Consider the following 20,037-nt stretch of genomic DNA (forward strand, 5'->3'; position numbering starts at 1 on the left):
TCCCATCTTCTTTGATGAGATTATTCAGTTTTCAGACAACTACTGCAGCGGATCGGGGCCTTCCCCTAAGGCTCCCTCGACATAAGCGGAGACCAGCGGAAGGTACAACTCAAGCTGCAGGATCGGCATCTCGTCCTGGGGATCCAACGACATTGTCGGACCGTTGACTGCCGAAAGCTCATCGACCGTGATTGACTCCAACGTGAGCACTTGCGTGCCTTCCGTCGGAATAATCGTAAGATCAACCGAACTGACAGGATCAGTCATGGAAGCCAAGGGTACGAAGCCGGCGTTCGGTTGAACAGTGTCGAAACCTGCCGCCATCACAGACTGAACACTCTGATCAAACTGGAGTGCCAGGCCGCTAAACGGCTGTTCCGAGCTGATGCGGACCACCAGAGGCTGTGTGCTGATCACGGTCGTCGTGATGTTGGGCGTCTCTGCCACTTCAGCCGCAGCAACGGAATCACCGGGCAACCAGTTGCCGGTGACGTCACACATCAACCAAAGCTTGGTGATATGCCCACTGCTTGTCGGACCGTTCACTTCAACAGTGATTGCTTCGCCGCGCCAATCGCCGCAAGCAGCATCCGAATCATTGTAACGCGCAGCGAACCGCAGGATGCGGTTGGCATCGTAGCTCGTGATGGGTTGCTTATCGTCGGCGTCCGCGCTCCACTCCATATACGGAATACCGAAGGTGGTGCGGAGAGCCGCCCGCTGATGAGTAAGTGCGGCATCCATAGAGCTTACGGCATGCCGATCGTACTCGGACTTCTGCTTGGAGAAAGTCGCGGTCCACGTTCCCATAGTCGGGAGTGCGGCAGTGTAGCCGCCGTCCCAACCGGTCGTGGCCGTGACAACGTCGATCCCGTTAGACAGAGTGACCGTCACATCCTTCATGGGCTTATTGCCGTTCCAGAAGTAGACAGCGCCCGTCCAGAGGCTGGCGTTTACGGTCACCTGACCGTATTCACCCGCCACGGGCATCGAACCGCCGTTGATCAAGACCTCCGGCACCTGTACGCCCGAAAGCATCACAGGAACGGTCCCTGCCCGCAGCGCCCGAAACTTCAGGCGAAGCATGAGGCCGGAATTGGTCGTGATCGGCTGTTGTCCCTGTCCGGTGATGATAATCGAGCCGGGAGTACCCGTGTTCAGGATGTACTGGAAGTTCTGCGTCGCCGTTCCTGCCTGATCAATACCCACAAACGAAAGATGCGTCGGCGAATACTGCAGCCGCGCATCGATGCTGTAGATCTGACCGGTGTTGTTGCGGAATTCCAGCGGAACCATGATCTCATTCCCCACGACGGTTGTCGTATCGGGGATGGTCAAAGTCACAGGCAAGGTCCAGTCCCAACTGACCAGAAGACACAAAGGTGCCTGGTCGGTGGGCTGTAGCTTGATCTCAACGCTGCCTTGATTCTGATTCAGGCGCCAGCCTTCATAGGCATTGTTAGCCAGTTGGCGCCAATCAGTTGCCCCCACCAGTCGATAGTAGATCTCCCGCCCGACAAAGATGTTCTGGATAGTCGGATAGGTAGAGCCGTCATTCCAACGGTTGATTACGACCATCGGGCCGTTCAGGCACGTTGTTGCGTCATGCATGCTGTTGGTCTGACCACCATGAGACATACTCACGTGGACCGCAACAGGATCAGTTTCCTGTCCGTTGCGAACGAAGTAGGTGCTTTTGGGTGTCATGTTAGCAGAAAGCTGACGCATGTCGATCTGGCCATTCTTGAGGCGGGCCTGGATGACAAAGTCACTGAACACCGTAGAGCTTGTGTTGTTGACATACACCTGGAGGTTACCAGGGTAACCCCAGTGGTGTCGGACACTACTGCCCATCACGGGTTCAGCCGCCGCCCGAACTTCTTCGCCGTTCTCCAAAACGCTCAAGTCGCCTTCGAGAAGACCCTTCAAAACCACCTCATCGGTGATCTGAACGGGCTGCGAATCGACTTCTTGAGCATAGGCCGAGACGTGGGTCGCGAACATAGCCAAAAGTGCCATAAGCACCGCGACTGCCGCGAGTACGGTCCAATTCACACTCCGCTGCGGCATCGCCGCTACTTTGACCTGATACTTCTTGGTATACATGATATCCTCTCTTGTACTTGATTGTGTTAATTGAAGGCCGGATGATAGCAATGAAACACATTCCGGGACGTACGGGGATCAGGGCATTTCTGCCCTTTATCCTCTATTCTTTTTTTCCTTTCTTATGATTTTCATCTTCCTTTCGTCCTGACACAGTGAGTGTCAAAGGTAGATGATTGCGAATTCTAAAGCTAAGGGATTAGCCTCAAAACTTCGCAATCATAACCTCAAAAGACTAAGAAAAATGATATTGTCATAAAAATTGACATATTTCGTATAAGCTCAATATGAGCTTATTTCATTTTCCACAAGTTGTTAATGTGCCCCAACTTCGTTGAATTTGAGCTCAACTTCGTTGGACAATAGCAAGTCTGCGACTTTGTTATCTCGTTTAGACACTATTCCCGCTAAAAGCTGTTTCAGGGGTAAGGATCTAAGTGAAGATAATCAGTACGTAGAATTCGAATTGTGTTGAGGTGAAAAGTAACAGCTTGTGTTACATTACACACTCAATGTGTATATTATACCACAAAATGCCATATTTATCTACTACTATAGGATATATAAAAGCTGATATACTCCGTGTGTATTTTTACTCAAAAACCTTTGAAACTATAAGTATAATAACGTATGGGAATGGGAGAGAACCTTAATAAGCAAGTCAGAGAACTTTCACAGGATGAACTGAGAAGAAACCGGGCTCAATTTATCGAATGGTTCGATACGCGATCAAGACAAACGATACAGATTCAAAACCACCACTACACTCTTCCGTACGGGACTGATTCCCAACAAATTGATGACAGGAGTGTCGCTCTTGATGAATACCTCATTGATCCTCAAAGCGTCACCGATCACAACTGGGGAAGGACGATTATGTCTGAACTTGCATTTGAGGATATGTTGAGGCGGGAAATGGGAGAAATTCTTGCTGCCCAGGGACTACATATCGTACCGGCTACTACTTCACTTGATGGTTCACGCCGTGATCATCCTCCCGAGAATGACCAACATCGACTTCTTCTTCCGGATGAGGCGCTTGAATCTTTTGCTAATGGCCATCCTCCCTACAATCAAAAGGGGGCAGATCTTGTCCTTCTTGATGATAAACAGCACGCCATAGTCGGATTTGACGCCACAATCGGAGGCAGGTCAACCCTTCAGGAGAAAAGAAAACGCGTCCCGCTTCAACCGTATCCGGCTATGCCTGTTATTACATTAGGACTTCAAAAGCTTCCTATCGCCGGCCACTGGGGTTTTATTCCCTTTCTTGACCGTACGGCACGGAATTCGGTGCTATTGCACGGACAACTGAAAATTGAGCAATATCGCTGGGACGAGGATACCGTTCGTTATCTAAGACATACCCTGACAACCGGGATACAAGCTGCCCGCCGCGGCTTAAAGCAAGATCTGGAGCTCGGTTTTCCTTATCCATACCTTGATGAAGTGAGACACAAACTGAATGTGACTGAAGAGTTATTCCAAAACGCTCTGGGGTGATGCATACTGACGGAGCTTGCTCATCGTATAATACTCCTGAATCTTCTTCTTTCTATCTTCTAAAGAAAGAGTACTGACCACACCCGGTCCGTTGATACACCCGCCTTCACAAAACAGAATATCAACAAGGCGGATTTTCGGATTAGTTTCAAATTCTTTGAGAGCTTCCTCACAGGCTTTCCATCCCGAAACAATTCGTATTTCTTCGTCAGATAGGATGTCGCGGACTCCGCTGCTGTCCGTGAGACCGCCGTCATACGGATAAATACGGGTTGATATCTCTGAAACATCAAACGCATTATTTCCAGGTTCTCCGGACAATGCTTGTAATTCTGCAAACACTTCCTCCAGTTCTTTGTATGTGACAACCAGAATATTCAATTCAGGATAATCCTGTGAAGATTCAAGTTTTTTCACGTTGCAGGGGCCAATGAATACCGGACGATACCCGGGATACGTTTCCTGAGCAATTCTTGCTGTTGCAATCATCGGAGAATCGACCTGTTCGGCAAGATACTTCTCATACTGAGGGTATTTTGTACGGACAAACCGCACAAAACTTGGGCACGGACTGGTGATAAAACGGGCGTTCGGATCATCCCGAAGGGCTTTTACTACCGCTTCATTGGTGCGTTTTGCCCCGGCTGCTACTTCGAGGATATACGTAAAACCGATTCCCCGAAGCTTTGCAATGAGCTCATTTTCTTTATACATAATCGGAAATGAAGGTGCGACCATTGCGGCAAGCGGCTGTTTTTCTTTCAAGAGCGCAACAAGGGTTTGGGCATCCTGTGTCATGTTGATTTTATGAAATTCCGTACGATAATGAGCAAGGTTCCGCCTGCCAATGCAGTATAAAATTGCATCATTCCCATTGCGGTCAAAAATAATGAAGGCACAATGCTCAGCTGAAAATAGATCAGGGCGGCTGCATACATGATGACAACTTTTGCAGTCGAACCCAAAAGAACCCCGACAAACGGTGAAACGGAACGGCTGATTGCTTTATAGGTACTGACCAGCACAAAATTTCCGAGCCAGATAAAGGGAAGGAAATATAATAAAAACGGAGTATAACTCCCGAACAATACACCGTGTGCTACCGCACCCAAACTGGGAAGTACGACAATCGGAAGTATGTTTTTTTTTGGTAGTTCCGATACAAAAGCAAATAATAGGAAATTGACCAGCGTGCCGGTAAGCCACTGAGGGCCGGAGACCAACAGCGGAATTAGAAATGATCCGACAGTCAGAACCAGATCAAGCTGAAGCAATGCAGGTTTTGGTAAAGCGACAGTTTTTGCCGTCATGTATTCACTATAACAGGTTTTTACCACTCTGAAAAGCCATACTGATTGAGAATATACGCTCACATTTTTGATATACTGAAACAAATGAAAAAGCACCTACTTTTCATACTTCCGCTCCTTTTTATGTATGTTATTATTCTGGCACTGTTTCACCCGCGAGTGTTCTCCTATCGGTTTGATCACGAACTAATCGACAGATATTTCTGTTCACAGGATATTCCGTATGAACCGCCCTGTCCCCGAGTATGGCTATCCGATGAAGAGCTTCACATTGCAGCGGGGTATCTATACGCCAAAGGGCATGATCCCGCTGTTATTGATTTTCAGCATATGCCGTTTGTTGCCACACTCTACGGATTTTCCATCGTTCTTTTCAACAATCCGTTTTATGTGGAGATCCTTTTCGGAATGAGCTATCTTGTCCTGGTGTACATACTCGGTCTGAAACTGTTCAAATCTCAATTGGTTGCCGCACTCGGCAGTTCTGTTTTTCTTATTGATCCGCTGTTTATGGAACTTTCTTCTCAAGCTTCGTATGAACTCGGGCAGGCGGTCTTTTTGCTTTCGTATTTGATCCTTATGATCTTTTATCGGAAAAAAGTGATTCTTCAGGGAATTGTACTCGGACTTTTGGCTTCCACAAAGTTCTGGGGGGCAGCATTATTTTTCATCGCCGCAACGGTGGCATATCGGATTGTAAAGAGGCAATTTAATATAAAGGAATATATCATCCATCTTGCAGTCGCCTTTGTGGCATTTTCCTTGACGTATATTACGTCTTTTGTAAAACAGGGAATCCAGTTCAATATCGTTTTTTTTCAGCTGAAAGTTTTGAAATTCTGGCTTGATCATTCTGTGAGCAACATACCATTTGCCTCTTTCATTTTATTCACAACCGGTTTCTTCAAAAGTTGGTGGGGAGAACACGAAATCATAAGAACTCACATCTGGTCAGTGCTATGGCCGATATCCCTTGTTGCATCAACTTCGTTGAGCATCAAACCGCTTCTGAAATGGGACATCACACCGAAACTCTTCTTCTCGTCCATTCCGTTGGTGTATCTCGTGTATCTCGGAGTACAGGCTCCGTTCTCACGGTATTTCATCCTTATTCTCCCGTTTTGTTATTTATCTCTTTCCTATTTGATCTTTCTGGCAAAAGACCGGTTTTTGAAAAAGAAATAATCCCTCCTATAGAAAATATCTATCTCACAATGTATACTAGGGCTTCAAAACAGCTCTCATGGAAACAGTACAACCAAAACCATCAGAACAGAATAATCCCTACTTTCAGCAGCTGCTGGCTCAAGCACAGGAAGATCTTTATAACAATCCGGAGGAAGTTAAGCCGAACACTGCCCGCGGCCTTTATTGGTACTATTTAGTAGGTCAGGATATTCATACTCCGCCTGATTCAGCAAACCGAAGGAAAATGCTCCAGCTTTCTCAGCATCTTGAAGCTACCAGTCCGATCGTGGCTGCCGCCACTCAGTCGTTATACGATCATGCAGTGCGACATGAAGATCTACCTGATTCACCTGATCGTTGGTACGCGGATGGTGTTGAAGACGCTCATCAGGCTCTCACTGGGATGTACGCTTTTTTTCATCAGATTCAAAATAAAAATCCGTCACCGGAGCTTGCTGCTTTTTTGCAGACATGGGAAGATCAGCTCACACTTTCCGTGACTGAAGCACTGGCGATATATAATGCTTTAGCTATTCATCTGAAAAGTTCCCCTTGTGCCGTATTCTTCGATGCCCTTGAGTTGCGGTTTCCTAAGGATAGACCACGGTCTCAAGTATTCAATGAATTACTCCCACTTTGGCAGGCATCCTATCAAGGCCAACCCAATGTTCTTGAGAGATACCAATCATATCTTAGAAAAATGTTGGAAAAACAGCAGGCTACCAATTTTACAGAGAGTATTTATATGCCGGCTGTAGTAAATGTATTTGATTATAGAGAGTATCTGAGGACACTAAAAGGTTTTTGGAGCGATATCGGATCAGCAGATCCAGCGAAGCTGAGAGTACATAAAGAAGATAATACTACCGTGATATCTGTTTCCAGAAACGCACATATTTTTATTCGCCATACTCCCGACACGAAAGGTCAGGCACGTATTAATATCGCGGGAAACGGTGACACGTTCAGAAAAATTAGTTATCGGGTCGATCAGGAACGGGACGGCAAACTGGGGATAGATTTTTGCAGAGTGGGATATGATGAATTATTAAAGATAGCGCAGGGTATAAGTCAACTTGATCCTGCGTTAGTCAACGAATATACACATGCTGTAGATTCTCAGGGAAGAATGAAAGCAGGTGTCGGACCTTTTTATACACCGACACTGAATCGCGGCATCAAAGAACTAAATGCCGGTCATGTTTTCGGGATGCTCGCTGCATTGGGAATGCAGGAAGGAAAAGGACTTGGTATTCAAAGAGGTCCTACCTTCAACTATCATGTAAGCGGAGTTATGGATCAGTTTGAAGGGAATTTCGAACAACTCAGCCGGGAGTTTGCGGGGTTATTTCCCTGATTTCGGGCCGAGGGTGAGAGTTCCCCACAAGCCGTTTTGAGAATCGAAAAAATTATCCTGAAGAACCTGATTATCTCCTTGCGTAAACTGAACCTCGACTCCGGAAGAAATCAGTTTTTGCATAATTCCGGTTAAATGATTATCGGAAGACTGCATGAGCACCTGGACATATCCGCCCTCTGACAGCCCTTTATAGAATTGCTGCAATACGTATAACTGCTTGGCAGGTGAAGAACTCCGATCAGGCATAGCCCCGACACAATACAGGAGATCATAAGAGGGAACTAAATCAGGAACAACATGATAACTATCCTGGTAAAAGTCGATGTGATGATCAGAAAATAATCTACGGCCGGTTGTATTCCATCCCGTACTCTGATCTGTAATAGTCCAAAGAGAAGCGTTTCGTACATCAATGCCATGCAATTCCGCATCAGGAAGGTAACGCCGGAGATCGGCAAGAGCCAATCCTGCCGCACAACCGGCATCTACGATTCGGGGAGAAACATTCCTTTGATCAAGGACCTGCAATAACGTATTCGGAGCTCCGTTATGATGAAGAATCCGCTCATACTCAAACCATCTGCGGCCCCAAAAACTTCCGGGGGTGGCAACCGTTACCGGATCAACACATATCCCGGGCTCTTTCCGCCAGTAATCCCGCTCTGCCTCAAGTTCAGCAATAATCTGAGATGTTTCTTCTGATGTAAAAATTTCACCTGACATCCTATTATTATACCATACTATAGGATATGTTTTAGGCAAATCCGTCCTGTTGCCAAATGTATTGGGCAGCACACCACTTTTGGAGATTTTTCTGATCCTCTCCTACATCATAGTTGTCAAAAACAGATTGCCGGATTTTAATAAAGGCCTCCGTTATAAGATCTGCATTTTCACTCAGGAAAAAAAACACGGCAGGATACCGCTCTGCCGCCTGCAGAAGTGACGGAATTTGATTCTGTAAAACATTGCTGGCTGCCCACTGAAGACCGTCTCTAAAATCAGGATTATCAATTTGCTGACTGAGATCGAATGCATTCAGACCGGTGCGAAGATACCCAATCTGTTCAATCACCCGGAACATCTGCCCCAATCTCGTATCACGGTTTTCTACGACCTCACAAATAACCCGTTCAACACGTTCCGGCAGCTCATCCCCTCCGTTTCCGAACATTTCATGAATGATACCCCGTATTGCTGATGATTCATCGTTCTCGACTTCAACCGTCTTGAGATCGAACATCACATCCCCCACAACTGCCTCTCCCCAATCATGAGAGACTGCTGCAAGAAGAAGATCTTCCTGATCAGGGCGTGAAAGGACGTCTTCACCGTACATATTCTGATACCGAATAAACTGTCGGGCCAGACCGTACGTTAGCCGCATATGCTCTAGGTTATTTACATCTGCACCGAGTGCATTCCGCCATTCTTCTTCAGAAATACTTGTCGGTCGATACCGTCCGTATCTGACACGGGGTGCCAATGTCTTTCCGTAGGAAGTTTCTGCAAATAGCCGATGAAGATCGGTAAATTGATATGTCTGATCACTTGTTGCAAATGTTATAGGTATCTCTGACATGAAGGTATTATAGCAGTTTTACGCTCAAATTAGCTATACCCATAAAAAAACCCTCTCATGAGGGTTTTTGTTGGTGGACACCGTCTCCGAGAGTTGGAACGATGTGTATGATTATGTGAATGAGTGGGGAAATAGGATACAAGCATTTACATAGGAGACTATCACCACAAGAAAGAAGAGCCTTCTATACTCACATTAAGATATATAAATCTATTTATCTTTAGGGTATATAATAGTGCCATATGAGAGTATTAGTTGTCATAGGAGCAGGAGCATCATATGATGCATGGCCAAAACATGTATACAATTATAATGGTCAGCGTTTACCTTTAGCAAACGAGTTGTTTGCTCCACTTGCAATTCAGAATCATTATTTACAGCAGTATAATTTAATGGGATTGGCAGCAAAATTAAGATTATTAGCAGATTCCAAAAAACACGATTTTGATATTGAAAAAGAATTAGCTGAAATTTTCGATACTGCAAAAGAAAGAAATGATCCAAACGACCTTCAAAATCTATTTAAAGCTCGATTCTATATACATTCATTAATTCTCGCTCTTACACAAGAAACATTAAAACGCACAAATGGACACACAAACTATGTCACTCTTTTATATAAGTTGAAAGACTGGATAAATGAATATCCTTCCGATCGTTTCGTCGATATTGTGGTTTTTAACTATGACTCACTTATTGAACATGCTATGACTAATGTTTATGGGTATGATTGGTTCCATAAAACAAGTGATCAGCCACTAACTGCATATTACAGAGGAAATAACCTTAGGATATATAAACCGCATGGTTCTATTAATTGGGGAAACGAAATCCATAAATCTGAAAAGCCCTATATTTATTGGAATCAAGAAGAGGTGTTTCAAAGCTTCATTGATATTAAACCACTCTCTTCAATTTGTGTTATTGACCCGGCTAACATTTCAAGACGTATCCAAAAAAGTTATATTCCGGCAATTGCAATTCCTTACAAAAATAAACAGCATTTTGATGAATGCCCTAATGAAATGAAAGAAGAAATGATAGAGGCAACATTAAAAGCAAATAAACTGATCACAATTGGATGGAAAGGAAGTGATGAGAATTATACCTCAATTCTTAAAAAGAACTCTCACTTGACTGACATCTACGTAGTAAGTCCTAACGCAAATACAAATCTCGATGAAATATTCCCAAGTATCATCAGACCAATTAAATCATCCTTTAGAGATTTTATAAATAAAACACAACAGCTGGAAGAAATACTTACATCTTGATAAAGATTGCAATATTTGAAACCTCATACGGTATCATAATTAAACTTCAATATCTTGCTCAGAAACACTAACTCTGTTATCGATGACTACTTTGAACTGATTTGTTGATAATATCTCATTACGTAAAGTGCCTTGTCCGCTTTCATCTATTATTGACAGTAAAAAAGAATATGGTTGCACCTCATTTTGCGAATCTGGATGAAAGCTTGAAAAGTATAATCTGTTAAGTATCTCAATAATTGGACTATGAAGCTGTTTTGTTTTTATAAAATGCACTACATTGAAATTTCTATGTTTATAGCTATGCCAATCCCCTTTATTTGGCGAGATATAATCTAATTTTTTTTCACAACTTCATTGTCTTTATTGAATTCTGGGATTATTGATCTTACATTTGAAGTTACTTGTGTAAGATTATATACACTGGGGTAGTTTTTATTAACAATAGGATTATATACACTGGTAAAGACAAATTTAAGCGGTTTACCTATTAAAGAAGTAGGTAAAGTAAAAGAAAATCTGTGAGCTTTATTAGTGTTTGTCAACAGATCTGAATACATAATACGGACTTCATCAGGTGATGAATAAAATAGGCTCTAGACTAGCACATTAACAATTTGTAATAGTTCATTGTAAAGGATCGATGGGGATTTGCTCCATCTCCATTCACACTCTTTCAAGTGTAATGGAAAGTTTTTCTTTACACCATTGAACTTAACGAGACGTCTTTTACAAAAGGACCAGAATGACTCTATGCCATTGATATGGACCCCTTTTGTATTTGAGAACTCATTTTTCTTGTGATTGATTCTCAAATGTTTGTCATACCCGACATCAACAAGTCCGTTGTATCCGCTCCACGAATCTGAATATACAGTACTGTTCAAGTCAATCTTTCCCTTCATAACAGCATGTAGCGTTCTTCTTTTACAGTTTGGAATGATACGAGTAAATACACGTCCTTGACGCTCATATATCCCAAATACTACCTGCTTAAATGACGTCCCACGACCTCTTTTACTTGACTTGCCTCTCATCCTTCGAGGTCCAAAGTATGATTCATCAATTTCTATCTCACCACCAACATATCGTTGCATCTGGTGCACTTGGTGATGATATATGAGTTGACGAATATTATTGTAATATTTGTTGACTGTATTGCGGTTGAGACCCAAAATACCAGAGGTCTGTGTAGCACTCAGATCGTGTGCAAAACACCATAGTATCTTTTTTCTCTTGTATTTTGATATCGGCCTATTGTTACAAACCATACCTCTAGTTTAGCACTACTCTGCTAGTCTAGAGCCTAAAATATTCTCTTATAGTCTGGTTGTCCAAAACCATAGGCTTGAGACACCTCTTTTTCTTTTATCTCCACTTGTTCCTTAAGACCTGTGGAGTGAATTAGCATAGCTTTAACTAAATTAGCTCTATTGCCTTTTAAAACGATATCATCTCCTATATTGGCGTTTTTAATCATATCTACAAGGTAGACGCTCTCTCTTGTGATTAATGGAGCACTTGCACTAGTTCCTCTATCTGTAGCTAGACCTTGCATATTGATGCCACCAACACCAACTTTGTTGTTTGAGGCAAGAATAGCATCACGGTCATTAATATCTTTACCAGGAATATTGAGAACATTTCCTCCATGCGCTACTAGCTCTGGTTTCCTCCATTCAAAGTGCACAGGCCCCTTTCGTGTAAAAGGGGAAGGATAACCCTGTTCTGTACATATGCAATCTTTACTTACTTTAAGAGCAATTGATCCAACAGTTATTATATTTAAACCATCCGCCGGAGCTTTTACTTTAGTATCGAAGCCCTTATTACTAAAAATATCTTCATAATCCTTGTTTATACCTCCAAAAAAGTCATGATTACCAGTACTATTTATAAATATAATATCGTACTTCCGACATAAAATATCTAAAAATTCTGTCAATTCAGATATATCTTCATCTTTCTGCCTACTATTAACAGAGAAATTAAACACTGAAATAACTTTCTTATACTTTCTAAATATTGATTCAATTTCTTTTTTAAATGATTCATAGTCTAGTTCCGGCTCTCCATTCTCATCAAAAAGAAATTGAAAATCCATAAAATAAGCACAAGGCTGCAGTTGGTTGGTCTTTTCGAATTTTTCAAATATATCGTCACCAAATAAAGCTCTACTTGTGACAAAAGTACCATGATCATAATTCGCCTTCTTTTTGCCAATATATTTTTCCGTATTACTTTTTTTATAGAAATTTAGCAGATCATGATTTACACCACTATCGAGGATTCCAATAATTTCATTTGTTTCTGGAGGTAACAAGCGAACATCATTTAGGTCACCCGAAGGAATACATCTAGATGCTTTAAAAGAAGGATAAATCAAAATCTTTTTTATGAAAGAACAATTTGAGAGTATTTCTTCAATTTCACTTATCGTTAAGTAAGCAATATAAGAAAGATTATGAAAAAGCATCTCAATATCCCTCTTAACAAGTTTGTTAGGAACGAACTGGGAAATTAATCCGAAATAATGCTCGTATTTAGATCGAGGAATATTTGAATATAATTCAACAATGCATTTAATTTCTCCATGGTAATTCTTATGCTTTAGCTCTTCAATATCTTTATCTACTCTATCAAGAGTTAGACTGCAATCAGCAATATCTGTTATCGCAAAAACTTCTCTATATATATTTTTTTCTTTTCGCTTAATATTTTCTCCAAACTTTGCTTTCGTAAATGTAGCTGTAGAAGCATAGTATTCCAAGATTTCAAGATCTTGTTTTTTCCCACTAGCCATTAATTTATTTATCTTGGGAGCTCCAACTAAATCAATATCTGCCTCTAACCAAACTCTACTTGGAGTAGCTGTTTTTGAACGAGATCTTTCGTCTAGATTTACTTCGATATAATAATTCTCTTCAAATGGGATTTTTTTTTCTAGTATTTTATTCACTGTCTCCTTTACGTGTGAAACTCTCTTAAAAAACAATTCTTCATCTGAAAATTTTTCCCACATACCCTTCCAGAAATCAGCACCTTTTGGTTTGTAGTTTACCCTTTCTGCCCTTTTCGCCGGCACTAGTATATTAATATTCATAGTTATTACAAATTATCTCTTAATGTAGTATAAGGAATATCCGATATTGATGATATCTCAGATAAAGTCATACCATGTTGCCTAAGTATTTTGCATAGTGAATAGTACTTTTTTTTAGGTATTTTATTTTGGCTGTTCGCATAGTTCGACATTAATAATATGACTTGAATAGCATCAACAGATCTAATTGTTGACTTGCCAGAAAGAACAACTCTCTTTTTAATGTCGACGCAAATATCTTTTATTGCGGATCCATTTAAACCCTCTGAAAGCTTACTAATAAGTGATAAATCGATATCGCTTTTAAAACCTTCAAGGTAGTGTTTAAAAAGCAGTTTTCTAAGTTCTTCTGATGGATTGTCAAATTGAACCTTTATGGTAAAACGCCTCCATATTGCTTTATCTAGAATAGATTCATGGTTTGTTGCTCCAATTAATATCGAATTATTAGGAAAATTATCAATATTTTGTAGTAAAACAGTAACAACTCTTTTTAGTTCTCCGAGTTCTCTTTCATCGTCTCTGTTTTTTGCTATTGTATCGATTTCATCAAGTAAGATAACCACATTTTCTTTCTCTGCTATATGAAATATTTCTCTTATGTTCTTCCCAGTTTTACCTAGATATGATGAAATAACTTCATCTAGCCTTACTAAAATTAAGGGCATATTAAGCTTATAAGCAAGTGCATAGGCCAGCATAGTCTTGCCAGTACCTGGAGGCCCGTATAAAAGTAGCTTGTTAGTGGGATATATGTTGTGCCTAGCTAGCATTTCGTATTTTTCCCATTCAGATAACAACCTACTAATTGTTTCTTGTGCGAACTTGTTCAGTACTACTGATTCTAAAGGAATATTTGAAATGACTCTTTGATATAAAGGAGATAATTCTGTCTGAAAACTATTAGCAAAACTATTAGTTTGAGCAATATACTTCTGTTTATTTGGGAGCAGTTTAAGTAATTCCTTTAATCTTTTTACCTTATGATGGTTACCTCGTTTTTTACTTTCTACAATCTCTTTATCCAGAACATCAATTAATGGTATATTGTTCCCTTCTATATATGATCTTATTGCTGCTTCTACGATTTTAATATTTGCCATATTTTCGTAATTTTACAAAATGCTTCTACAATAGGTTGTATTAAGGATATATTGCGATTTTTTATATTCACAAACTATCCGTAAAACTATTGTACACTATTAATTATGAAGGTTTTGTTATAAATATATATGTAGGAATTAACTCATTACATAAAGATATTATAAATTATGACCAACTTAAAGCACAAAAAGATCCTGCAGAAAATGATGGAAAATGGTGGAATTTCAGTATCACAAGCTATGCGAGACGTAGGGTATAGCAAAGCGTATGCAAAGAATCCACAAAAAGTAATGAAGACACGATCTTTCCAAGCATTGGTAGAAAAAGCTTTTCCGGTAAATATAATACTACGTCTTCATAAGGAGCTCCTAGAAAAGAAAACTATTCAACATATCGATTTCCCTGATTCTCTGAATGATTCTAGAATTAAGTCTATACTTAAAAAATGTAACAGCTATGAGCTATGTGAAATCGTCCAAATTAAGAGCCAGAATATAAAAAGGGCATACTACTTAGAAAGAGATACAAAGACAGCTATTTGGGCAATTCACACCTATCACAAGCTTAAAGGGAATTACTTTCAGCAAAAGATAGAAAAAACATCACCACTAGCCGATACATCTCTAGAAGAACTAAGAGCTATGACAGAAGAAATAAATAAAATTGAAACAAGGTATCTTCAATACAGAGCTTCCGTAAAGAGTAGGAAAATAAACTAATTTACCGGAACAAAATAATGATGGCGATTATTAAGACCGTAATAAAAGACAAAGCTATAAATAAACCCTGTAGGATTAAAAAAAGATTTCCAGAGCTATCCTTTGTCTTTCCTAACTTTTTCTCTTCATCTTGAAGCTCTTTAATATCGTCAACACTTTTTGACCATATTCCCGTTCTTTTGCTCTCGTCTTTGAGAAGATATACGTAATATTTTATATTGATCACAATCTGAATAACGCCAAAAATTATTGAAAGAAGTAAAAAAAACCATGTAAAGAGTAGAATTATTCTGATCTCTGTTGTGATTAAATCTTTTCGTAGGATAGCAAATGAGGCGGTAATCGGAAAAATTATGGTCGCAAAATATAGTAACTGTCTTGTTAGTTCAAGCTCTTGTTCATTCGCGAGAGTATTCCAATGTAAGGCAGCATTATGATGCACATCTTTATTCCTTTGTCTGATTATTTCATCATCTTTATTCATCTTCTCTACTTGAATCAACTTCGTCTGAAGGAGCTTCTACGTTATATCCATTTTCAATGTAATCATTACCTTGTTTATCTATACTGGTTTGATTTGAACTTTCATCTGACATAATGCACTATTATATCAATAATTAAAACAGATACTATAATATTGAGCGTATTCCACTAATCATCTGATTTACATGTGTTACTACCTTCTCAGAAAACCTATCTAAATCAGATAGATCCTTCTGAACGACTCTCGTGACACCTCTCTCTTTTGCTGCTTCGTTATACTCCTCTACCGTAGAGATAGCAATTACTTTCTCTGATCCAAATCTTTCAATATCTAATATGTGAAAAGAGCCTTCCAATTTGCAGTCTCTATCCAGAATAATAATGTCAAATTCTGCATTTGGATTATTGTTCACAAAATTTGAGACCTGTTCATGATTGGTAAGTATCATAAGAGAGAAAGAGTAGGGCTGGTCATGTTCCAAGACGAAAAGCTTATCCAGAAGCCGAGAGAGCACTTTCAGATTATCTTCTAGAATAAGTATATTCTTGTTTAGAATCATAGTTTAGTTATTCTATCATGAGTGATGTTCCAGATCACTTTCAAGCATCTGCATTGCAGTTACAATATCACTCTCATAAGCTTTATTTGCAAGGCTCTCTAGTTGATCTTCAAGCGTTTTAATATCCGTAGTTGCCCATTTATACAGGATGGGGAAATTCTTTTTATCTATTTTATGACCGAATACGAAAATTTCTTCATTCATAAAGAAATTACATTTCTAAAGCCTTCTTTGTTAATCGCTGTTTTAATTCCCTGTATTGATCAGGAGAAAGATTGTTTTCCTTTGCAAATTCATCAGCAGTCTTTTCTGCTATCTTCAAAGCCTCCTTTATGTAGATAAACGAATCTAACAGGAAAAAGAGTGAGAAAAAAAATAGAAAGAGTATTCCTAATCCAAAAAAGCCTTCTTCCTCTATCGATCTCCAGAGCATATTAAAAAGGATATATCCCGTAGATCCACATATAACAATAGCTATACCTAGAAGTATTTTTCTCTTCATCCTCATAGAAAGCATTATATCAAAATCCACAATACTAGTGCATGATATTTCTATTGTGGTAGGAGTGTAATAGTAGCATGAAGTTTAACCGCTCCATCTCTACAGAAGAAAGACGACAAGAGAAGCAAGAATTTGCCATAGCTTTTGGACATCATCTACGCAAAGTTAGAGAAAGTAAAGGGATCAGTCAAGAAAAACTTTCAATAGAAGCTGGATACTATCATACTTACGTAAATAAAATTGAAGCAGGGAAATACTCTCCTTCTCTTCATACCGTATGGCGACTTGCACATACTATGAAAATGACTGTTTCTGAGTTATTAAAAGGCTTCTAAAGCATCAAGAATGGCTTCTGATTTTGAACAATTACTACCTGAAGAGAAACTCATTGAAGCAAAAAAATATATTGTTTTTCGAATAAAGGAAGAACAAATCAAGCAAAAAACCAAGAACCCTAATGTAGCATTCAACCGCACAATTGGATCATCTGATCCCATTGACCCTTTTTGGCAAAATAGAGCCCTAGACGAACTTATTAAAGAAAGATATATATCACTCAGTGAGACCCCTTGGCCTGTAGAGATACACTTAAAAGAAGATTCAGCAATAGGTTTTTTATATTATCAAATAACCGTTCTTGAGTCCTTTGAAACACTTTATAGATCTGTTATAAGGGATACTACATCTGGATCGGATAACATCATTTACGTTGATTTTGAGAAAAGAAAAATTGAATACAGCAATCAAACTCATACGTATTCCAGGGAGTCAAATGAAGTAAAGATTTTATTCCATTTATTAAAAGCTCCATCTCTTTGCGTTCCTTCAAAAGAACTATGCCAACTTCTGAATGAGCCTCGGGCAGACGCAGAAGGAGCTTCAGAAAAAGATCGTTTGAGAGATATCATTAAGTCCATCCGCAATAAATTTGGTAAGGGACTAGTCGAAACCTGCTCTGGTGGATATTTGATTTCTCTCCCAATAAAGGTTCAAGACTAACTCTTTTCCCTAGTTATCCCTACATTATCCCCGAATACTTGCATAATTGCATACTCTGATAGGCTTTCCTCTTCTCTACATTTTATTGTTATCCCTGCTCCATTGAATCAAAATCAAATCATAGTGATTGTTAAAAATTCACATAACAACATGTATAAAAAATACTCGATCAACTACAAGGGGTATATAAGTCTCTTGAGAATTACTCAGATGTATCTGAAAGATCAAACGCTGACAATGACTGAATTTGCAGCTTACCTTATTCTTGTAATGAATGCTGATTTTGATAATAGGCATTCAACATATGGGCAAATACTGAGAACAGATAAGGAAATTGCTGTGGGCATTGGATCAAACCAATCAACAATTTACAGACATAGAACAAGTCTCATTCGAAAGGGCCTACTGTTTCAAATAGAACGATACACCTATGTTAAATTCCTTGATCTATATACCAGCAGTAACATAGGCAAAATTGCAAAATTTGATTCTTCAAAGCTGAAAAACTATCTTGCAATAATACTAAGAACTAATGCAGTTTCGTATGAAGAGTTTACAAAACAAAACGCTGGAAAAAGCCATACTGATTCTAAATCTAATAATTCTTCTAATGAAGAATCTTCTATATATCAGCAAGTCTCTACGAATAAAGAAGATGAACTAGAAGATATCCCTTTTTAATTCATATATGCATAAATAATATAAATTTGACGCAACAAATATTTTTTAAAAAAAATATCCAACATTAGTCATATTATAAGATACAATGATTTCAATAAGTGAATGTAGAAAAATATTAGGAAAGCTTTCAGATCAATTAAATGATGATGAGATTGAAACTTTGCGTAATCAACTATATTCGCTTACCAATCAATTAGTTGATAATCATTTTCAAATAACCCATGGCAGAGACTCTAGCAATCATTTATGCACGCGTTTCGACAGCAAGACAAGTTAACGAAGGACATGGTTTAGATTCACAAGTAGAGAGATGTCTGCAGTATATAAAAAGCAAAGAATATAAAAAGGAAAGAATATTTAGAGAAGAAGGCATCTCTGGAGGATTATTTGATAGACCTCAGATGAAGGAACTCCTTCGGTATCTTGATCGGTTTCCTAATAAAGAATTCGTGATTGTTGTTGATGATATTAAACGAATAGCTAGAGAAACTTCTGTACACTTTCTAATTAAACAAGAGATCTATGGTAGAGGAAGCAGGCTAGAAAGCCCGAATTTCCGATTTGAAGAAACACCGGAAGGAAGATACGTCGAGACGATTTTAGCTGCTACTGCTGAACTGGAAAGGAACCAGAATACTCGACAAGTAAATCAAAAGATGCGAGCACGGCTCGGAAGCGGTTACTACTGTTTTAAATCTCCTCCTTCAGGATACATTTATAAGCGAGACGTGATTCATGGAAAGATTATTCACCCTACACGGCCACTATCCTCAATCTATAAAGATGCTATTGAGGGATTTGCAAATGGATTGCTAAATACTCAACTTGAAGTCAAAAACTTTATAGAACAAGAATATAAAAGGAAAAATCACAAAGATACCGTCACTCTAAATAAAGTCAAACGTATACTAACCACAATTTTCTACACTGGCTATATCGAGTATCCAAAATGGGACATCACACTCATTAAAGCTCATCATAAAGGAATAATTAGCCTTGAAACGTATAATAAAGTCCAAGAAAAACTTAGTAGAGGTATAAAAGCTCCAATTCGTAAAGACTACAACTATGACTTCCCCTTAAGAGGATTTGTCTTGTGCAGTCACTGTAAACAGCCTATGACTGCTAGTTGGCATAAAGGGAGAGTAAAGAAATATGCACATTACTTTTGCAAGAACCCAAAGTGTTGGGTGAATAGAAATCAACTTCCACGAAACCTTACTAAGAATGTAGACAATAGAAAGATGCATAAACAGTTTGAGATGCTTCTACAATTCATAAAACCTAGTCCAGAAGTGATGAGACTGGCAAAAGCAGTACTAGAAGACATCTGGAATAACAGAAGCACATTGGAGGCAAATCAGCAGCGGAAGAATAGCATTAAACTCATAGAGCTCACTGAACAGAAAGATAATTTAATCAAGCAAATGACAAAGACTACCAGCAATATATTAAAGAAAGAATATGAGTTTCAAATAGAGAATATTCTTACTGAGATCGAAAATCTTAAACAGCAAGCTATCAAAACATACTCAAGTGAAAACTTTGGAACCGCATGTAATA

Annotated in this window: 20 protein-coding genes and 2 pseudogenes; 10 read left to right on the top strand and 12 right to left on the bottom strand. The window is 39.4% G+C overall.

Translation table 11 applies throughout. The features are described 5' to 3' along the window. Positions 1-39: 39 nt before the first annotated feature. Positions 40-2,106: a hypothetical protein gene (locus IPM65_02150; protein ID QQS44380.1), complete on the bottom strand. Its 2,067-nt coding sequence runs from the start codon at positions 2,104-2,106 to the stop codon at positions 40-42. A gap of 630 nt (positions 2,107-2,736) precedes the next feature. Here IPM65_02150 and IPM65_02155 point away from each other — a divergent pair. Further along, positions 2,737-3,609: a hypothetical protein gene (locus IPM65_02155; GenBank protein ID QQS44381.1), complete on the top strand. Its 873-nt coding sequence runs from the start codon at positions 2,737-2,739 to the stop codon at positions 3,607-3,609. Here IPM65_02155 and IPM65_02160 read toward each other — a convergent pair. Further along, positions 3,586-4,407 (bottom strand): hypothetical protein, encoded by an 822-nt coding sequence (locus IPM65_02160; protein ID QQS44382.1) that lies wholly within the window; start codon positions 4,405-4,407, stop codon positions 3,586-3,588. The two genes, IPM65_02155 and IPM65_02160, sit on opposite strands and share 24 nt — an antisense overlap. Beyond that, positions 4,404-4,919 (bottom strand): hypothetical protein, encoded by a 516-nt coding sequence (locus IPM65_02165; GenBank protein QQS44383.1) that lies wholly within the window; start codon positions 4,917-4,919, stop codon positions 4,404-4,406. The genes IPM65_02160 and IPM65_02165 overlap by 4 nt, the downstream gene beginning before the upstream one ends. 84 nt (positions 4,920-5,003) lie before the next feature. On the opposite strand from IPM65_02165, the gene IPM65_02170 reads away from it, so the two are divergent. Further along, positions 5,004-6,104 (top strand): hypothetical protein, encoded by a 1,101-nt coding sequence (locus IPM65_02170; GenBank protein QQS44384.1) that lies wholly within the window; start codon positions 5,004-5,006, stop codon positions 6,102-6,104. Between the two features lie 58 nt (positions 6,105-6,162). Then, positions 6,163-7,464, top strand: a complete 1,302-nt coding sequence (locus tag IPM65_02175; GenBank protein ID QQS44385.1) for a hypothetical protein — start codon at positions 6,163-6,165, stop codon at positions 7,462-7,464. On the opposite strand, the gene IPM65_02180 is transcribed toward IPM65_02175, so the two are convergent. Both IPM65_02180 and IPM65_02185 read right to left on the bottom strand, forming a co-directional pair. Further along, positions 7,453-8,190 carry a hypothetical protein gene (locus tag IPM65_02180; protein ID QQS44386.1) on the bottom strand — a complete coding sequence of 246 codons (738 nt, stop codon included), beginning with the start codon at positions 8,188-8,190 and terminating at the stop codon, positions 7,453-7,455. The genes IPM65_02175 and IPM65_02180 overlap by 12 nt on opposite strands. Positions 8,191-8,221: 31 nt before the next feature. Next, positions 8,222-9,049 carry a hypothetical protein gene (locus IPM65_02185; GenBank protein QQS44387.1) on the bottom strand — a complete coding sequence of 276 codons (828 nt, stop codon included), beginning with the start codon at positions 9,047-9,049 and terminating at the stop codon, positions 8,222-8,224. 242 nt (positions 9,050-9,291) lie between these two features. Here IPM65_02185 and IPM65_02190 point away from each other — a divergent pair, with 242 nt between their 5' ends. Further along, on the top strand, positions 9,292-10,323 hold the full coding sequence (locus IPM65_02190; protein QQS44388.1) for an SIR2 family protein: 1,032 nt from the start codon (positions 9,292-9,294) through the stop codon (positions 10,321-10,323). Between the two features lie 596 nt (positions 10,324-10,919). Here IPM65_02190 and IPM65_02195 read toward each other — a convergent pair. Genes IPM65_02195 through IPM65_02205 form a run of 3 tightly spaced genes read right to left on the bottom strand, consistent with a single transcriptional unit; the run spans position 10,920 to position 14,529 of the window. Continuing rightward, complete coding sequence (locus IPM65_02195; protein QQS44389.1) at positions 10,920-11,594, bottom strand: IS1595 family transposase; 675 nt, start codon at positions 11,592-11,594, stop codon at positions 10,920-10,922. A gap of 35 nt (positions 11,595-11,629) precedes the next feature. Beyond that, positions 11,630-13,426: a S8 family peptidase gene (locus IPM65_02200; protein QQS44390.1), complete on the bottom strand. Its 1,797-nt coding sequence runs from the start codon at positions 13,424-13,426 to the stop codon at positions 11,630-11,632. Positions 13,427-13,431: 5 nt separating this feature from the next. Beyond that, complete coding sequence (locus IPM65_02205; protein QQS44391.1) at positions 13,432-14,529, bottom strand: ATP-binding protein; 1,098 nt, start codon at positions 14,527-14,529, stop codon at positions 13,432-13,434. Positions 14,530-14,697: 168 nt separating this feature from the next. On the opposite strand from IPM65_02205, the gene IPM65_02210 reads away from it, so the two are divergent. Continuing rightward, on the top strand, positions 14,698-15,249 hold the full coding sequence (locus IPM65_02210) for a hypothetical protein (GenBank protein QQS44392.1): 552 nt from the start codon (positions 14,698-14,700) through the stop codon (positions 15,247-15,249). Position 15,250: 1 nt separating this feature from the next. On the opposite strand, the gene IPM65_02215 is transcribed toward IPM65_02210, so the two are convergent. The 4 genes from IPM65_02215 to IPM65_02230 all read right to left on the bottom strand — a co-directional run bounded on the left by IPM65_02215 (position 15,251) and on the right by IPM65_02230 (position 16,800). Further along, positions 15,251-15,733 (bottom strand): hypothetical protein, encoded by a 483-nt coding sequence (locus tag IPM65_02215; GenBank protein ID QQS44393.1) that lies wholly within the window; start codon positions 15,731-15,733, stop codon positions 15,251-15,253. Positions 15,734-15,878: 145 nt separating this feature from the next. Next, on the bottom strand, positions 15,879-16,181 hold the full coding sequence (locus IPM65_02220) for a hypothetical protein (protein ID QQS44394.1): 303 nt from the start codon (positions 16,179-16,181) through the stop codon (positions 15,879-15,881). A gap of 126 nt (positions 16,182-16,307) precedes the next feature. Continuing rightward, entirely contained in the window at positions 16,308-16,496 is a 189-nt protein-coding gene (locus tag IPM65_02225; GenBank protein QQS44395.1) for a hypothetical protein, read from the bottom strand. A 7-nt stretch (positions 16,497-16,503) separates the two neighbouring features. Beyond that, positions 16,504-16,800 carry a hypothetical protein gene (locus IPM65_02230; GenBank protein ID QQS44396.1) on the bottom strand — a complete coding sequence of 99 codons (297 nt, stop codon included), beginning with the start codon at positions 16,798-16,800 and terminating at the stop codon, positions 16,504-16,506. A 71-nt stretch (positions 16,801-16,871) separates the two neighbouring features. Between IPM65_02230 and IPM65_02235 the strand changes: the two genes are divergently transcribed. From IPM65_02235 to IPM65_02255, 5 genes and pseudogenes are all read left to right on the top strand, one after another. Next, entirely contained in the window at positions 16,872-17,129 is a 258-nt protein-coding gene (locus tag IPM65_02235) for a helix-turn-helix transcriptional regulator (protein ID QQS44397.1), read from the top strand. Positions 17,130-17,139: 10 nt separating this feature from the next. Further along, entirely contained in the window at positions 17,140-17,793 is a 654-nt protein-coding gene (locus IPM65_02240; GenBank protein QQS44398.1) for a hypothetical protein, read from the top strand. Between the two features lie 210 nt (positions 17,794-18,003). Next, entirely contained in the window at positions 18,004-18,474 is a 471-nt protein-coding gene (locus IPM65_02245) for a hypothetical protein (GenBank protein ID QQS44399.1), read from the top strand. A 221-nt stretch (positions 18,475-18,695) separates the two neighbouring features. Further along, positions 18,696-19,142, top strand: a pseudogene (locus IPM65_02250) (recombinase family protein). Further along, positions 19,131-19,508 (top strand): annotated as a pseudogene (locus IPM65_02255) (recombinase family protein). The pseudogenes IPM65_02250 and IPM65_02255 overlap by 12 nt, the downstream one beginning before the upstream one ends. Positions 19,509-20,037 lie beyond the last annotated feature (529 nt).

This window comes from Candidatus Roizmanbacteria bacterium (assembly GCA_016700135.1).
Taxonomy (GTDB): Bacteria; Patescibacteriota; Microgenomatia; order UBA1406; family GWC2-37-13; genus UBA1450.

What these genes read in the sequence shown, in the direction of transcription:
- IPM65_02160 (QQS44382.1), bottom strand. Translation starts at nt 4,407, where the DNA reads ATGACACAGGATGCCCAAACCCTTGTTGCGCTCTTGAAAGAAAAACAG.
- IPM65_02210 (QQS44392.1), top strand. Translation starts at nt 14,698, where the DNA reads ATGACCAACTTAAAGCACAAAAAGATCCTGCAGAAAATGATGGAAAAT.
- IPM65_02195 (QQS44389.1), bottom strand. Translation starts at nt 11,594, where the DNA reads ATGGTTTGTAACAATAGGCCGATATCAAAATACAAGAGAAAAAAGATA.
- IPM65_02155 (QQS44381.1), top strand. Translation starts at nt 2,737, where the DNA reads ATGGGAATGGGAGAGAACCTTAATAAGCAAGTCAGAGAACTTTCACAG.
- IPM65_02170 (QQS44384.1), top strand. Translation starts at nt 5,004, where the DNA reads ATGAAAAAGCACCTACTTTTCATACTTCCGCTCCTTTTTATGTATGTT.
- IPM65_02185 (QQS44387.1), bottom strand. Translation starts at nt 9,049, where the DNA reads ATGTCAGAGATACCTATAACATTTGCAACAAGTGATCAGACATATCAA.
- IPM65_02220 (QQS44394.1), bottom strand. Translation starts at nt 16,181, where the DNA reads ATGATACTTACCAATCATGAACAGGTCTCAAATTTTGTGAACAATAAT.
- IPM65_02200 (QQS44390.1), bottom strand. Translation starts at nt 13,426, where the DNA reads ATGAATATTAATATACTAGTGCCGGCGAAAAGGGCAGAAAGGGTAAAC.
- IPM65_02240 (QQS44398.1), top strand. Translation starts at nt 17,140, where the DNA reads ATGGCTTCTGATTTTGAACAATTACTACCTGAAGAGAAACTCATTGAA.
- IPM65_02225 (QQS44395.1), bottom strand. Translation starts at nt 16,496, where the DNA reads ATGAATGAAGAAATTTTCGTATTCGGTCATAAAATAGATAAAAAGAAT.
- IPM65_02215 (QQS44393.1), bottom strand. Translation starts at nt 15,733, where the DNA reads ATGAATAAAGATGATGAAATAATCAGACAAAGGAATAAAGATGTGCAT.
- IPM65_02180 (QQS44386.1), bottom strand. Translation starts at nt 8,190, where the DNA reads ATGTCAGGTGAAATTTTTACATCAGAAGAAACATCTCAGATTATTGCT.
- IPM65_02175 (QQS44385.1), top strand. Translation starts at nt 6,163, where the DNA reads ATGGAAACAGTACAACCAAAACCATCAGAACAGAATAATCCCTACTTT.
- IPM65_02150 (QQS44380.1), bottom strand. Translation starts at nt 2,106, where the DNA reads ATGTATACCAAGAAGTATCAGGTCAAAGTAGCGGCGATGCCGCAGCGG.
- IPM65_02190 (QQS44388.1), top strand. Translation starts at nt 9,292, where the DNA reads ATGAGAGTATTAGTTGTCATAGGAGCAGGAGCATCATATGATGCATGG.
- IPM65_02245 (QQS44399.1), top strand. Translation starts at nt 18,004, where the DNA reads ATGTATCTGAAAGATCAAACGCTGACAATGACTGAATTTGCAGCTTAC.
- IPM65_02230 (QQS44396.1), bottom strand. Translation starts at nt 16,800, where the DNA reads ATGAGGATGAAGAGAAAAATACTTCTAGGTATAGCTATTGTTATATGT.
- IPM65_02205 (QQS44391.1), bottom strand. Translation starts at nt 14,529, where the DNA reads ATGGCAAATATTAAAATCGTAGAAGCAGCAATAAGATCATATATAGAA.
- IPM65_02165 (QQS44383.1), bottom strand. Translation starts at nt 4,919, where the DNA reads ATGACGGCAAAAACTGTCGCTTTACCAAAACCTGCATTGCTTCAGCTT.
- IPM65_02235 (QQS44397.1), top strand. Translation starts at nt 16,872, where the DNA reads ATGAAGTTTAACCGCTCCATCTCTACAGAAGAAAGACGACAAGAGAAG.